Genomic DNA, 14,999 nt, shown 5'->3' on the forward strand with positions numbered 1-14,999 from the left:
TGAATAGGACATGATGAACAACTTTATGTATTTTTTATAATCATAAAAGGACACTATCTATTCTTTAAAAGACAGGTTCAGCAGAAAAATATAAAGCTCTTGAAGATCAAGAGCTTTATAAAATATACAGCAATAAGTTTGATAATAATGTCAGTGATTTATAAATATATTCAATAATTTTGCTTATTACTCACTGAATAATATCAGTGAGTCTATTTTGAAATAACAAATTACGATTCACAACACGTTGTTGTTTCGAATGTACAATCTAAAAATAAACGACAACTTTTATGAAATCGTATCTTTATCTTTGTAGAAAAAGTTATAGCTCGCATAACACGCAATAATAAATAAAATACAGCACACGAAACCAACTTGCATTGAAGGATCTGCTACCATACTCACACAGGTAATTACACAGAATACACCACCTAAAATGGGTGTAAGTGGAAATAATGGCGCAGCAAATTTCAAATCTTTTACCGTTTTACCTGACTTAATCCATTGTCTACGGAAGTTAAATTGGCTCACACAAATTGAAATCCAAACCACAACCATAGTAAAAGCAGCGACACCCAATAAGTTCTTAAAAATCGTTTCAGGTGCAAATAATTCTGACAATAAACCTGGAATTGCACCAAACATGGTCACAGTAATCGCAATAATTGGTGTACCAGAGCGTGTCAATTTAGCAAATACTTTCGGTAACTGTTTCTTGGCAGATAAAGACCACATCATACGTGAAGCAGCGAATAAGCCTGAGTTTGCAGCAGATAAAAGTGCCGTGATAATCACAAAACGGATGATGTCTTCTGCATAAGGAATACCAATATAGTTGAATACCGTTACGAAAGGACTATTACTGACACCATTTGCATTCAATCCTGCCATTTCATAAGGTAGCAATGCGCAGATCACGACAATTGTCCCAACAAAAAAGATTAACAAACGCCAAATCGCAGCGTTAATTGCCTTTGGTACAGTTTTCGCAGGCTCTTCTGCTTCACCAGCCGCAACACCAATCAATTCAGTACCAGAGAATGCAAAGTTTACAATCAACATAGTCGCAAAAATAGGGAAAATGCCGTTTGGAAACCAACCATGCTCAGTTAATTTACTAAACAAAGGCGCAGACTCATGCCCATGATAAGATACCAAACCAAAAATCGCTGCTAAACCTAAAGCAATAAAACAGATAATGGTTAAGACTTTCACCAAAGACAGCCAAAATTCGGACTCAGCAAATAATCGAGTTGAACTGACATTCAGAGTAAAAACTAAGCCTGCAAATAATAAAGTCCATGTCCACATGGAAATTGTAGGAAACCATTCCTGCATCAATAATGCAGCAGCGGTAAACTCTGTACCTAAGGTTGCTGTCCAAGTTAACCAATATAACCAAGTGATCATATAGCCTGTACCTGGCCCAATATAGGTTCTAGCATATTCGCCAAATGAACCAGAAACTGGCATGTGTACAGCTAACTCACCTAAGCATAGCATCACCATATATGCAATGATGCCGCCGAGTAGATAAGACAGAATAGCACCTACAGGACCAGCCTGAGAAATAACATCACCTGAGCCTAAAAATAATCCTGTTCCAATTGCGCCACCCAGTGAAATCATCACCAAATGACGTTTTGTCATGGCACGTTTCAAAGGTTTTCCAATTTCTATTTCTGACGAAAATGCACTTGATTGGCTGGATGTGTCTTGCTGTGCCACACATTGCTCGCTCAGGGCTTCCCCTGATTGAAATGCCTTTTCATTCTTGTTACTCATACACGATCACTCCAACTATATTCTTATGACAACCTGTCCTTGCTGCTTTACTTTCATAAAAATAAATATCCCAAAAGATATTTTTCTTCGCTATGTTTTGTTGTTGACTAAACATCCATATTCCAACTCCATTTGTGCCCTGTCCTTGTTTTGATTGACTCATTGAGGCAATTTTCTATCCAATTTCTTGTAAAATCAGCCCAGCTCTAAGCCCTATTTTCACATTCGGATTGGGGAATAAAATCCAAACCTGTTGATCGAAAATAGCTTCATTGCCTGCTTGAGTTGCAATCACCTCACCTTTCTGAAAGGTGGAAAAGTTAGGTGCATTGGCACTTAAATTCAGTTGAAAGTCTTCACTTTGTTTTAAAATTGAATCCACAACTTTAAACTGACGAAGACTTTGCTTTTGTCGTAATGGCAAAGCCTGACCTGAAACAACAGCACGTATGACCTGATCAATACTGGCAAATTCTGCTAGATCATTCTGACCAAATGGTTTCGCCTTACCTAACTCTAAAGTGCTACTTTCTGCCTGAAAACGCTCAGTCGTAAAATGAGTAAAGGTTTTTCCAACTGCATTGTGATAAACCAAAGCATCTAAATCAGCCGCATTCAAACTTTGGATAAGAAAGTCATCGTATGGTCTTGTTTGATAGGGAAATAAGGCGAAAACGGGCAATAACGACCCACGAATTGCTGTATGCAAATCGTAGTGATAACGCTGTGCTTCTGGAGAACTTTGCTCAAAAAACTGTGCTGTAATTTGCTCTAAATGCGCCGCACGTTTGGTTTCTTGATCCATTTCTAAGTGTTGATATGCACCACAAAACATGCGGTTCACATCATTTTCAAGATAACGCACACCTTGCCGAATTGCTTCGGGATTTCCCAAAACAAAAAGCACTCGCTCCGTTAAAGTTAAACGTTCAGCAAATAAGTCATTGATGATATTTGCCACTAACTCGATAGGTGCAGTTTCATTACCATGAATACCAGCAGAAAGTACGATGGTTTTTCTATATCGTGTTTTTGGTGTACATTGCAGTAGCCCTTCACCTAGCCACTGCCATGTAAAACCCATTGTCTCACCTTGCGTTTGCTCAGGTGTTTGTTGCTCTAAAGTCAACGTGAGTAGATCAACCATGTACCTTCATCCTTAAAAGCCATTGTTTCTATTTATCTTTGGAAATGATAAACCGAGCCTAAAGCTAAAATTTTGGTTAATTCATCCAGTGCGGTACGGCTTTCAATCAATAAACTTGGATCAGCTAAATCATCCTGAGATAACTCATCACGATAATGCTGATCGACCCATTTATTTAAGGTTTTGAATAAAGCATCATTCATAAATAAGTTAGGATTTACTGCTGCAAGTTCAGCCTCATTGACTGCGACACGTAATCTTAAGCACGCAGGGCCACCGCCATTACGCATACTTTCACGCAAGTCAAAAACTTTAACTTCGTCAATTGGTGTTCCCATTTGAATCATGTCATTCAAATAGCTCCACACAGCTTTGTTCTGACGTGATTCCTCTGGTACAACGATGCTCATTCCACCATCTGCACGCGTTAGAATCTGGCTATTGAATAAATAAGTTGCAACTGCATCTTCAACGGTTACACGGCTTTCAGGCACTTCAATCGATATAAAGTCTTGCTCGATACCCGCCATTTTTTGACGAATTTCATCCAATGCTTCAGCTTGATTTAAAAATGCCTGTTGATGATGAAATAAAACTTGCTGATTACTGACCGCGATCACATCGTTGTGAAACACACCTTTATCAATCACGTCAGGGTTTTGCTGAATAAATACAGTGCGTTTATTATCAAGACGATGTAAACGTGCAACTGCTTCACTCGCTTCACGTGTCTGACGTGCAGGGAACTTCTGTGGCGCAACTGCACCACCGAGTTGTTGCTGACCGTAGACAAAAACTTGTACACCCGCTTGATCGTATGCACCACCTAAACGGTTATGGTTGGCTGCGCCTTCATCACCGAATAAAGCCGCTTCTGGGAGTGCTTCATGATGTGCAAAATGGACATCATTATCAAACATCGCTTGAAGAATGCGTGTTGTCGTATGATGTTCAATAGAACGATGGAACTTATTATTTAAGTTCGCAGCAGTAAAATGCATACGACCATCTACACTATCCGCAGACGGAGAAACGGTGCAAGAATTTGCTGTCCACATCGATGATGCAGAGCTTAATGATGATAATAACGCTGGCGCAGTTCTCATTGCCTGCGCAATCACATCGGTATCGCTACCTGTAAAACCTAAACGGCGTAGAGTCGGTACATGTGGTCGTTCTTGTGGTGCAAAAACACCTTGTTTCAATCCAAGATCAGCAAGGGCTTTCATTTTCATTAAGCCTTGTTTTGCTGCCAATTTTGGATTTGAAGCATTATTACGGTTTTTAGTCGATGCAACATTACCAAAAGATAAACCTGCATAATGATGCGTTGGTCCAACTAATCCATCAAAATTTATTTCATAACCTGACATTTTTTTCTCCTTGTAGTCACTATACGTTTAGACTTAGAGCACAATGCCCGGTGATAATTTTGAAGGCAGTGTCACGCTGTCACTTTCCAGTGATGCCATAGGCCATGCGCTATAATCTGCAGCATAAAAAGCACTTGAACGATGGTTACCAGATGCGCCAACACCACCAAATGGTGCTGCACTAGATGCACCTGTAAGCGGTTTATTCCAGTTCACAATACCTGCACGTGCTTCAATCAGCACACGTTCAAATAAGTCACGATCTGGCGACACTAAACCAACAGCCAAACCGAAGCGGGTATTATTGGCAATACTTAATGCTTCATCAAAATCGTGATAACGATAGATCGTCGTCAATGGGCCAAAATATTCATCATCAGGAATATCAGCAACATCTGTGAGTTCTAAAATACCTGCCGTGAGCAAAGCACTGTCTGCTTGTGGACGGGTCATCTCTAATAATGGTTTTGCACCTAAAGCAATCAATTTGCTTTGCGCAACTAACATTTGCTCAGCCGCACGGGAAGAAATCACACCACCCATAAATGGTTGCGGTTCTGCATTCCAAGGACCAACGACTAAGTTTTTAGCTACTTCAACAAAACGTTGAATGAAAGCATCGCCAGTTGCACCTTGTTTTACAATGATACGGCGAGCACAGGTACAACGTTGTCCTGCTGATACAAATGCTGACTGAATCGCTAAATTCACTACGGCATCGATATCTGTTGCATCATCAATAATCAGTGCATTATTGCCACCCATTTCTAATGCAAGAATTTTTTCAGGTGCGCCTGCCATTTGCTTATGTAAGTGATAACCAGTGTTGGCACTCCCTGTGAAAAGCAAACCATCAATTTGCTCTGCAGCAGCTAAAGCTTCACCAGTGCTGCGTCCACCTTGTACGACATTCAATACACCGTTTGGTAGACCCGCTTGTTGCCACAATTTAGCCGTTTCTTCAGCTGTCCACGGTGTCAACTCACTTGGTTTAAACACCAAAGTATTACCGGCAATCAAAGCTGGCACGATATGACCATTCGGCAAATGACCAGGGAAGTTATATGGGCCAAATACAGCCAAAACACCATGTGGACGATGACGTAAAGAAGCCACGCCATCTGCCATTGGCGTTTCGCTAAAACCAGTACGTTGCTGATAAGCGCGAATCGAGATGGCCACTTTCCCAATCATCGACTGGACTTCAGTTAAAGTTTCCCAAAAAGGTTTACTGGTTTCTTGGCTAATCACTTCTGCCAATTGGTTTTTATTTTGCTCTAATAATTCTGCAAAACGTTCAATGATCGCGATACGTTCTTCTAGAGCCAAACGTGCCCAAGTTGGAAATGCTTGACGAGCAGCATTGCAAGCTTGCTCAACATCAGCTTGGTTCGCTTCATGCCCAGTCCAGATGCTTTGATTACTCACTGGATCTGTTTTAGTGAATGCGGTACCTTGTCCTTGTACCCAAACACCGTTAATTAATAATGCACCTTGTGACAATTGTGACATTAGTTATTCTCCATTTTTTCTAATGCTAAAACTCGCACTTCATCGTGTTCGCAAACATTGAGTGCCTGAGCCTGTTGTACTGTCATCAACAAAGTATCGCCTTCTTGAACTTTGTTATTGATGAGCAAAACGCAATAATCTTTGTATTGATCATTTGCAACCAAGTACTGCGTATTTGCAGTTTCAACTTGATCGACAATTTTGACCTTGAGCAAACGACTTTCATTGACTGCTCGTAAATCAGAAGTTTTGGCCTCAAGTGTTGGACCAGCGTCAAAAATATCGACATAGCCTTGATATTTAAGACCTTCTGACATTAAAACTTTTGCTGCAGGTAAAGTATGCGGATGCATTTCCGCAATCACAGCGCGCGCTTCTTTTGAAAGTAAATCGACATAAACTGGAAATCTTGGCATTAACTCAGCAATAAATACTTTTTGCCCGACACCACTTAAATAATCTGCCGCAGCAAAATCCATATTAAAAAAGTGATAGCCTAAAGAATCCCAAAAGGGTGAATGTCCATTTTCATCTGAAAAACCACGCATTTCTGCAATCAATCTTTCTTCAAAGAACGATCTAAAAGCAGCAATAAACAGGAATCGAACTTTAGATAAAAACTTGCCGTTCTGATTCTTACGATATTCAGGATCAAGGAACAAAGTGCAGAGTTCGCTGCATCCTGTATGATCATTACTTAAAAACAAAGTATCTAAAGTCTTATAAACATTGAGCGCTTTAGACGCATGTACTTGCGTTGCGACACGAAAATTGTAAAAAGGCTCTTTTAAACCAACAGCAACTTCAATTGCACTCACACCAACAATTTTTTGAATTACGGTATCTTCGAGTACAAATAAATAACTCGCATCACTCTTTTCGGCTAGACCATCTAAAGTGTGATTGGTACGTGTAATACGTTCAGCTAAGATTTCTTTATTTTGTGGCAAGGAGGTCAGGCCAATGCCTGACTCCCCTGCTCTTTGCGCTAAACGATAAATATCATCTAAATCCCGATGCGCGGCATGTCTAACAATCATCATGGTTAGATGCTCACAAAAGATTTAGAGACGTGCTAAAGCACGAGCAAAACGATTTAGACCTTCATCAATATCTTCCATTGGAATAATCAGTGACGGCGTAAAACGCACAACATCAGGGCCAGCAACTAAAGCCAAAACACCTTCTTCACCTGCTAAGGTCACGATATTTTTCGCTTTGCCTGCATACTCATCTTTAAGTACACAACCGATCAACAAGCCTTGACCACGAATTTCTTTAAACAAACCATATTCAGCATTGATCTTGTTTAAAGCTTCTAGGAAATATTGGTGACGTTGTTTTACACCGTCTAAAACTTCAGGTGTATTGATAAATTCAAATACTGCGCCAGCAACTGCACATGCCAATGGATTACCACCGTAGGTCGTACCGTGATCACCTACTGCATACATATTGGCATACTTGTCTGTCGCGATCATTGCACCAATTGGGAAGCCACCACCTAATGCTTTAGCAGTCGTTAGAATGTCTGGTGTTACACCTGTATTCATGTAGGCATAAAGTGAACCTGTGCGTCCCACACCTGTTTGTACTTCATCAAAAATCAGGACTGCACCTTTTTCGTCACACAGTGTACGTAAACCTTTGAGGAATTCGATATCTGCTGGTAAAACACCACCTTCACCTTGAATTGGTTCAACAATGACTGCACAAGTGTCGTCAGTAATCACAGCTTTAGCTGCTTCTAAATCATTAAATGCAGTATGTTCAATGCCACCTGGTAATGGCGCAAAATCTTGAGAATACTTAGGTTGACCACCCGCAGTCACGGTGAATAAAGTACGACCGTGGAATGCATTTTTAAATGCAACGATATGATTTTTGTTTGGGTTACCGCTCAACAAACCGACTTTACGTGCAAGTTTTAATGCTGCTTCGTTGGCTTCTGCACCTGAGTTACAGAAAAATACTTTGTCTGCAAATGTATTTTCAACCAATTGTTTAGCAAGTGCTAAAACAGGTTCATTGGTATAACCATTACCAATATGCCAAAGCTTTTGTGCTTGGTCAGTAAGCGCTTTCACAGCGACAGGATGTGCATGACCTAGTGCGTTAACAGCAATTCCGCCCGCGAAATCAATATATTCTTTATCGTTTTGATCCCAAATACGTGAACCTTCGCCACGAACTAAAATGAAATTTGCTGGAGCAAAAACGGGAACCATCCAATCATTAAAGTTACTACGTGTAATTGCTACATCACTCATTTTATTTACTCACTTCCTGTTTAGTATTGTTAGGGCGTATTGGATCTCCAACTCGCCCTAGTTTTTAGCTTTGTGGGATCGGACCTGAAATCCAATTATCCTGGGAAAATACCGCGTTCTTTACGCGCTTTAAGAATACGTTCACAAGCAAGAATATATGCCGCTGTACGCAAGCTACAATCTTTCGCTTCTGCTGTGTTCCAAACATCACCCATCGCTTGAATCATCAATTTATCAAGACGTTCATTGATCTCATCTTCACTCCAGAAGTAACTCGCCATATCTTGAACCCATTCAAAATAACTCACGGTTACACCACCTGCGTTACAGATCACGTCTGGAACAACAGTAATATTACGACTAACAAAAACGTCATCCGCTTCTGGATAAGTTGGACCATTCGCACCTTCAAGTACGATTTTGGCTTTCAATTTTTGCGCACGTTCAACGGTAATCTGACCTTCCAATGCTGCTGGAATAAGAATGTCCATATCAACATCCCAAAACTCTTCATCTGTAATCACAGTTGCATCAGCAAAGCCCATCACACCACCATGTTCTGCAACATGTTTTTGTAATGCTTTTACATTAAAGCCTTCAGCATTAAAAATAGTCCCGGTGTGGTCTTGCACACAAACGACTAGCGCTTGAGCATGGCTAAATAAATAAGCCGCTTCATTACCTACGTTACCAAAGCCTTGAACTGCAATTTTGCTGCCAGCAATAGTTAAGTTAATTCTTTTTGCAACTTCTAAACCTGTAACAAATACGCCGCGACCTGTTGCACGTACACGTCCAAGTGAACCACCCAAATGTACTGGTTTACCAGTCACAACACCTGTCACTGTATGACCTTTGATACTTGAATAAGTATCCATCATCCAACCCATGATATTGGCATTTGTACCAACATCTGGTGCAGGAATATCAATTTGAGGACCAATAATTGAACTGATTTCACTGGTAAAACGACGAGTCAAACGCTCTAATTCACGTGTTGAAAGTTCTTTCGGATTCACTCGAACACCGCCTTTCGCGCCACCGAATGGAAGGTTAAGTACCGCAGTTTTGATCGTCATCCATGCAGACAACGCCATAACTTCATTTAATTCAACATCTTGATGATAACGAATACCACCTTTACCTGGCCCACGAGATAAATTGTGTTGTACACGGTAGCCTTCGAAATGACGAATTGTTCCATCATCCATGACGATTGGAACATCTACAATGAGCGTACGCTTTGGACGTTTTAGCGTATTGACGAAATTACTGAGATCAGCGTCTAAATAAGGGGTTACTCGATCAATTTGAGTAAGATAAGTTTGCCACGCACTGTTTTGAGCCGTATATGATAAAGACATCATGTATTCCTTAATTAACCAATTGTCCCTGTTATCTACAGACCCTTTTTTCAAAGGTTTCTGTTCATCTCATCGTCCATTGTCAATATAGATCTTTTCATTTGATTGAACTTGAGATATTGGGACTTCGAATACTCATTATTATTAAGAATCAAATTGATTCACAAAATTTGTTTTAATGATTAAAATGAGTTAATTTTTATCAATTTGCTAATGGTAAATATCAAAATGAACAATATTGATCATATTATCTTAGGATTACTCAAAGACAATGCTCGAATTTCAATTACAGATCTGGCTGCAAAAACACGCGTATCTAGAGCAACTGTGCAAAAACGTATTGAATATATGGAATCCACAGGGATCATTACGGGTTATACCGTACGTTTCCGCCCAAATACGGAAAAGAATATTATTCGTGCTTGGATGAATATTATGGTTGAAGGAACGAAAGCACAGGCTGTCATTCGGGAGTTACGTTTAGAGTCAACCGTTGAGCGTCTACATACGACCAATGGGAAATGGGATCTTTTAGTAGAACTGCAAGCGGACAGTCTTGAGAATTTTGATAAAGCACTTGAAAGAATTAGAAATATTGCAGGAATTTATAATAGTGAAACCAGCATTTTATTGTCGACTTATAAGACTTAAAGATTGTGTTTTAGAGTAAATTTTGTTTTTAAAAATATTTACCTAAAATATACGTAACACTAAAAATCAGCTAGAGTATTTCAAAAAAGAAAGCGGCATACTCAATATGGAAAAATAGGGATACTCGTCAATGGAATCTTTTTAAGCTTTTAGTTTGAATTGATTTTATTGAAGAGATCATCACAAAACTAAACTACTACCCAAGAAAAAGACTCAGATTTAGAAGCTCAAGTCAGGTACTATTCCAAGAGCATGGTGTTGCACTTTAAACGCTAATCTAAGATTTATTCTTCCTCCACTAAACTGCCAATACACAATTCCCCAATTATTTTTAAAGTTCGGGAATATATCACCGTCATTAACTTTCTATGATTTAGTACTTGTGAATGAATATCAACTTCAATTTCCCTCTAAACGATATAGTTTAGAATATTAAAACATGTTACTATTATTTTAGTAGTTACTTTTAAATTTATTAATTCTTATGAGTAAAAATACCAGCCTTGAAATCTGCCCAATTGCCAGAAGTTTATCCGTTTTGGGTGATGCTTGGAGCATGTTGATATTACGAGATGCACATGCAGGATTTACACGCTTTGATCAATTTCGTAAAAGTTTAGGCATTGCTCCCACAATGCTAACGAAACGTTTATCCGTTTTAGTCGATGAAGGTTTACTTGAAAAAAGACAATATTCAGAACATCCTCCACGTGAAGAATATGTACTCACTCAAGCAGGCCAAGATTTTCTCCCTGTTTTATTTGTGATTGGTGCATGGGGACGTAAGCACAAACCTTATGAGCATCCTGAAGAAATGGTCACATTTATTGATGCTGAGAATGGTACTGAAATTAAGCCTATTGTGATCGATCAGGTGACTGGTGCGGAAATTGGTACACGACTTATTCACCAACAAAGTAAATAAATAACGTCAGTTCGGGATAAACTCTGATGTAAGTTATTGAAAAGATTGATCAGATACAGCGGAGTCTTACCGTTTAAAGTCAAATGTAAGGATTAACCTTCGGTTCGACCTACTTTTCTTTCGGGATGAGTGGCACTGCCACGCAAGGGCAAAACCATTTGTCAGTCGCCAACTCGACAGATACCATCAAGTACCTAATATATTGCAAAAACAGTATATTACAGATGTAGCTCTGCCTCGAACAATGCAACTGACGTTCACGCGTATCATATAGTTAGGAATATATCTTATCCCGAACTCAGGTTAAATATAAAAAGCACTCGTATTGAGTGCTTTTTCATGCGGTTTATTTTAATAACCAATTCATCATTTTATTCGAGTACGCTGCGTCGCATACGTTCCCCAACCACTGCGTAAAACTGACTTGATAAATGCCCATAACCCACTCTGTTTAGGTTTTGGTGCTTTACCTTGAGCAATACGGTTAAGTTGTTGGGTGTACCACAGCACTTCCATAATCCCAAGATGATCAATCTTTTTAATTCCTGTTTTGATAGGTTGAACCTTTTGTTTGCTATCCATTCCTGCTAACAAATATTTTGCTGCATCTGGATCTATTGCCATAAGCCTTGCAATTCCGACAACATCAAATGCATTAGATTCTAACGCTTGATTCATTCCCTGCGCACTTCTAAAGCCACCTGTAACCATTAATGGTGTTGTTACATGCTTTCTCACTTTTTCAGCAAAATCAATAAAAAATGCTTCACGCGCAATGGTTGAAGATTTCTGCGGTGCTTTAGCTACACCAGACTCATAAGTACCACCTGAAATTTCAATCAGATCAATCCCTGCGGCTGCTAATGCCTTAATAACCTCTAAAGAATCCTCTTCAGTAAATCCACCCTTTTGGAAATCAGCTGAATTAAGTTTTATGGCTATAGGAAAATCTGCACCGACCTGTTTTCGTATTTCTGTATAAACGTCCATTAGAAACTTACGACGTTTTTCAGGTGTACCGCCCCATTCATCAGTTCTTAAATTATGTAATGGTGATAAGAATTGATTAATCAAATATCCATGTGCGGCATGGATTTCAACACCACTAAATCCTGCATTTTTACATATCACTGCACTACGACCAAAGCGTTGAATAATCTCTATGATTTCATCATGAGTTGCTTCATCGGGGGTAGCAAATAAAGATTGCATTTCGGTACCAAATGGCACTGCTGATGCAGAAATATTACGAGCATTTAATCCTTTTGGTGATTGTTTCCCCGGATGATTGAGTTGTGCCCACAATTGTGAACCTTGTTCAGTAACACTTTTTGCCCATTTCTTTAAAATTTCGAAATCACGCTCATCTTCAATCACAACATTTCCTGGTTCACCTAAGGCACGTCGATCAATCATAATGTTGCCCGTGATAATCATTCCAATCCCTGATGACGCCCAGCGTTGATATAAACGTATATGCTTTTCAGTTGGATTATTGGAATAGGTGGCTAAGGTTTCACTGGTTGCTGCTTTAGCCAAGCGATTTGGAATCACCACACCATTCGGTAAAGTTAAAGGCTGATTTAGGAGATTCGTTTTTAATGGTAAATGAGTCATGGGCTTCGCTCACACAGTTGAAGATAATTTAGAATGAGGTTGAATAAAGTCCACTAAACTTTGAAACCACATCACATCTACAAAGTTTCCAGTAATCACAAGATCCTCTGTTCTAAGAGCAGTTAGAAACGTATTGACACTGTCTTTAGCTGACAACACTGCAAAACCCGTACTACCTGTTTTAAAAGTAAAGGTAAAACTTGGAGATTGGGTTTGTCCTGCGTGAGAACTTATCTTGCCATTTTTAACTTCAAAATAACGCCCTTCACCACTTGCCGTCTGGATTTGGAATGTGACATTTCTATCTTTCACGTATGTGGCACATTTCGGATTGGTTTTCACAGCCCGTTGTAACAGCTTAGTCAGCATCCACAGTAATAATTTAAATTTCATCATTTTAGCTCTCAGTTCATCAATATATAAAAACACTAAGGAAATTTTGATCGATTACTCATCTAGAAACTGTATGGCATGCTTAATGAAGCGTTCTGGATACTGAAACTGTGCGCCATGCCCTGCATCGGGATAAATAAACAGCTGTGCATTTGGAATATTAAGTGCCATCTGATAGGCATTGATGGTCGGAATCATCACATCATCCACACCATTGAGGATAAAAGTTGGCTGTTTAATCTCACGTAAATGAGCAAATGGATCTTGTTCATCAAGTTTCGGTAAAAAGTGCATATTGGCTTCAATCTGAGCCTGCATCACGTCGACTGAACTTGCTGGATCCTGATCTTTACGTTGATGGCGACGTTGCCAAAAATCACGACCTGCTTGAATTGCGGCCTTTGATCGACCAAAGAATAAAAATAGAAAGTCCTCTTCGGAAGGCACTGCACTAGTTGCATGCTTCAAGACCAAAGCAGGTACATCTGGGTCATCACCACGTGGTTTTCCACCTCGTGGACCTGTACCCAAAAGCATTAATTTTCTGACCAGTTCAGGATGACGATGTACTAAATCCTGTGCCTGAAATCCTCCCAGTGAGAATCCAAGTAGATCCACTTGGTTTAAATCCAATGCACGAATTACTGCGGCAGCATCATCAGCCATATCTTCAATGCGAGTGCGTGGCTGACCTGTGGATGAAGCGACACCACGACCATTAAACAAAATGACTTCTCGCCCTGCTGCTAACCCATCTGTAATCAATGGATCCCAATTATCTAAACCACCTCGGAAATGCTGAAGAAAAAATAGAGGAGGTTGCTCTGTATTTGCATTACCCCAGCGACGATAGGCAAAAGTTGCTCCATTAACTTCTATAAACTGGGTTTCAGCTGTTTGATGTGTAATTGCAGTCATCTTTATTATCCTCATTTAAATATCTGATTGGGTCTAAATTTATTTAGCCAAGAACGTGAGCGATTGTTTTACAAAATCTTGATTAAACTGAAATATTCCGCCATGACCTGCATCTGGATAGATAATGAGCGAGCTATTTGGGAGGCGTTTTGCTAAGTCGTAGGTATTCACTGTTGGAACCATACGGTCATAATCACCGTTGGCAACTAAGACGGGTTGTTGAATAACTGAAAGGTCAGCAGGTTTCTTATTTCCCCATTTTTTCAATGCTTTAAGCTGGGCACGATATGCAGAAATGGTAATCTCTTTGTCACGATTTTCAGTGCGTTCATTTATACGCTGCACAAATTCTTTTGCAGCAGCTTTGCCATTATCTGTACGCGTAAAAAATAAATAAACTTTAGGATCTTGATGCGTCGTCATACCACGAACTAAATCCCAATTTGAAACTCGCCCCACTATACTAATTCCAGTACCACCCGCAGGTCCAGTTCCCGATAAAATCATTTTACGAATCAAGTTTGGTTGTTTAAGAACGATCTCTTGCGAAATCATGCCACCCATTGAAAAACCAAATAAATCAACCTGTTTAAATCCTTTTGCTTGAATAAAAGTAATGGCGTCATCAGCCATTTGTTCAATGGACTTTGCTGGCTCACCAGTTGATGCGCCGACACCACGATTATCAAAAATAACGACATGATGTTTTGCTGCAATACCATCAATGATTCGTGGATCCCAATTGTCCAATACAGCAGCTAAATGATTTAAGAAGATGATGGGAGTTCCACCATTTTGTTGCCCATACTCTCGATAGGCGAAATTAATACCATCTGCTGAAATGAACTGAGTTGGAACAGTTGTCCATTGATATTGTTTTTCCGTCATTACCGTCACTCCTGAATTTGGGGTAATAGCCGTATTTACATCCGCATAGATTGAACTAGATACAGCTAAAACCATTGAAATCAGACTTTTTTTGAGTAAGCCACGCATGATTAATTACCTAAAGTAAGATTAATATCTAAACCGCTACCCTAAGAA

At 39.6% G+C, this 14,999-nt stretch carries 13 protein-coding genes; 2 read left to right on the forward strand and 11 right to left on the reverse strand.

The genetic code is table 11. The features are described 5' to 3' along the window. Positions 1-288 precede the first annotated feature (288 nt). The 7 genes from CDA10_RS00575 to CDA10_RS00605 all read right to left on the reverse strand — a co-directional run bounded on the left by CDA10_RS00575 (position 289) and on the right by CDA10_RS00605 (position 9,454). Complete coding sequence (locus CDA10_RS00575; protein ID WP_089603588.1) at positions 289-1,785, reverse strand: amino acid permease; 1,497 nt, start codon at positions 1,783-1,785, stop codon at positions 289-291. A gap of 175 nt (positions 1,786-1,960) precedes the next feature. Next, positions 1,961-2,932: a succinylglutamate desuccinylase gene (astE, locus tag CDA10_RS00580; protein ID WP_089603589.1), complete on the reverse strand. Its 972-nt coding sequence runs from the start codon at positions 2,930-2,932 to the stop codon at positions 1,961-1,963. A gap of 32 nt (positions 2,933-2,964) precedes the next feature. Continuing rightward, the gene (gene astB / locus CDA10_RS00585; RefSeq protein ID WP_089603590.1) at positions 2,965-4,305 is read right to left on the reverse strand and encodes an N-succinylarginine dihydrolase; all 1,341 of its coding nucleotides are present in this window, start codon (positions 4,303-4,305) and stop codon (positions 2,965-2,967) included. 33 nt (positions 4,306-4,338) lie between these two features. Continuing rightward, positions 4,339-5,817: a succinylglutamate-semialdehyde dehydrogenase gene (gene astD / locus CDA10_RS00590; RefSeq protein ID WP_167374930.1), complete on the reverse strand. Its 1,479-nt coding sequence runs from the start codon at positions 5,815-5,817 to the stop codon at positions 4,339-4,341. Continuing rightward, positions 5,817-6,860 (reverse strand): arginine N-succinyltransferase, encoded by a 1,044-nt coding sequence (gene astA, locus CDA10_RS00595; RefSeq protein WP_089603591.1) that lies wholly within the window; start codon positions 6,858-6,860, stop codon positions 5,817-5,819. The genes astD and astA overlap by 1 nt, the downstream gene beginning before the upstream one ends. 21 nt (positions 6,861-6,881) lie before the next feature. After that, positions 6,882-8,087 (reverse strand): aspartate aminotransferase family protein, encoded by a 1,206-nt coding sequence (locus CDA10_RS00600; RefSeq protein ID WP_089603592.1) that lies wholly within the window; start codon positions 8,085-8,087, stop codon positions 6,882-6,884. Positions 8,088-8,182: 95 nt separating this feature from the next. Continuing rightward, complete coding sequence (locus tag CDA10_RS00605; RefSeq protein WP_089603593.1) at positions 8,183-9,454, reverse strand: Glu/Leu/Phe/Val family dehydrogenase; 1,272 nt, start codon at positions 9,452-9,454, stop codon at positions 8,183-8,185. Positions 9,455-9,679: 225 nt separating this feature from the next. On the opposite strand from CDA10_RS00605, the gene CDA10_RS00610 reads away from it, so the two are divergent. After that, positions 9,680-10,102: an Lrp/AsnC family transcriptional regulator gene (locus CDA10_RS00610; RefSeq protein ID WP_089603769.1), complete on the forward strand. Its 423-nt coding sequence runs from the start codon at positions 9,680-9,682 to the stop codon at positions 10,100-10,102. Between the two features lie 484 nt (positions 10,103-10,586). Further along, positions 10,587-11,027 (forward strand): winged helix-turn-helix transcriptional regulator, encoded by a 441-nt coding sequence (locus CDA10_RS00615; RefSeq protein ID WP_089603594.1) that lies wholly within the window; start codon positions 10,587-10,589, stop codon positions 11,025-11,027. Positions 11,028-11,393: 366 nt separating this feature from the next. Here CDA10_RS00615 and CDA10_RS00620 read toward each other — a convergent pair whose 3' ends face one another. Genes CDA10_RS00620 through CDA10_RS00635 form a run of 4 tightly spaced genes read right to left on the reverse strand, consistent with a single transcriptional unit; the run spans position 11,394 to position 14,843 of the window. Continuing rightward, positions 11,394-12,644 (reverse strand): NADH:flavin oxidoreductase/NADH oxidase family protein, encoded by a 1,251-nt coding sequence (locus CDA10_RS00620; RefSeq protein WP_089603595.1) that lies wholly within the window; start codon positions 12,642-12,644, stop codon positions 11,394-11,396. 9 nt (positions 12,645-12,653) lie between these two features. Next, positions 12,654-13,040, reverse strand: coding sequence for a helicase (locus tag CDA10_RS00625; protein WP_089603770.1), 387 nt, complete (start codon positions 13,038-13,040; stop codon positions 12,654-12,656). 51 nt (positions 13,041-13,091) lie between these two features. After that, positions 13,092-13,955: an alpha/beta fold hydrolase gene (locus tag CDA10_RS00630; RefSeq protein WP_089603596.1), complete on the reverse strand. Its 864-nt coding sequence runs from the start codon at positions 13,953-13,955 to the stop codon at positions 13,092-13,094. A gap of 39 nt (positions 13,956-13,994) precedes the next feature. Then, positions 13,995-14,843 (reverse strand): alpha/beta fold hydrolase, encoded by an 849-nt coding sequence (locus tag CDA10_RS00635; RefSeq protein ID WP_228704579.1) that lies wholly within the window; start codon positions 14,841-14,843, stop codon positions 13,995-13,997. Positions 14,844-14,999: the final 156 nt, after the last annotated feature.

This window comes from Acinetobacter piscicola, from assembly GCF_002233755.1.
Taxonomy (GTDB): Bacteria; Pseudomonadota; Gammaproteobacteria; order Pseudomonadales; family Moraxellaceae; genus Acinetobacter; species Acinetobacter piscicola.

Excerpts from the sequence above, each read along its gene's own strand:
- CDA10_RS00630 (WP_089603596.1), bottom strand. The coding sequence starts at position 13,955 with ATGACTGCAATTACACATCAAACAGCTGAAACCCAGTTTATAGAAGTT.
- astA (WP_089603591.1), bottom strand. The coding sequence starts at position 6,860 with ATGATGATTGTTAGACATGCCGCGCATCGGGATTTAGATGATATTTAT.
- CDA10_RS00575 (WP_089603588.1), bottom strand. The coding sequence starts at position 1,785 with ATGAGTAACAAGAATGAAAAGGCATTTCAATCAGGGGAAGCCCTGAGC.
- astD (WP_167374930.1), bottom strand. The coding sequence starts at position 5,817 with ATGTCACAATTGTCACAAGGTGCATTATTAATTAACGGTGTTTGGGTA.
- astE (WP_089603589.1), bottom strand. The coding sequence starts at position 2,932 with ATGGTTGATCTACTCACGTTGACTTTAGAGCAACAAACACCTGAGCAA.
- CDA10_RS00635 (WP_228704579.1), bottom strand. The coding sequence starts at position 14,843 with ATGACGGAAAAACAATATCAATGGACAACTGTTCCAACTCAGTTCATT.
- CDA10_RS00610 (WP_089603769.1), top strand. The coding sequence starts at position 9,680 with ATGAACAATATTGATCATATTATCTTAGGATTACTCAAAGACAATGCT.
- astB (WP_089603590.1), bottom strand. The coding sequence starts at position 4,305 with ATGTCAGGTTATGAAATAAATTTTGATGGATTAGTTGGACCAACGCAT.
- CDA10_RS00620 (WP_089603595.1), bottom strand. The coding sequence starts at position 12,644 with ATGACTCATTTACCATTAAAAACGAATCTCCTAAATCAGCCTTTAACT.
- CDA10_RS00625 (WP_089603770.1), bottom strand. The coding sequence starts at position 13,040 with ATGATGAAATTTAAATTATTACTGTGGATGCTGACTAAGCTGTTACAA.
- CDA10_RS00615 (WP_089603594.1), top strand. The coding sequence starts at position 10,587 with ATGAGTAAAAATACCAGCCTTGAAATCTGCCCAATTGCCAGAAGTTTA.
- CDA10_RS00605 (WP_089603593.1), bottom strand. The coding sequence starts at position 9,454 with ATGATGTCTTTATCATATACGGCTCAAAACAGTGCGTGGCAAACTTAT.
- CDA10_RS00600 (WP_089603592.1), bottom strand. The coding sequence starts at position 8,087 with ATGAGTGATGTAGCAATTACACGTAGTAACTTTAATGATTGGATGGTT.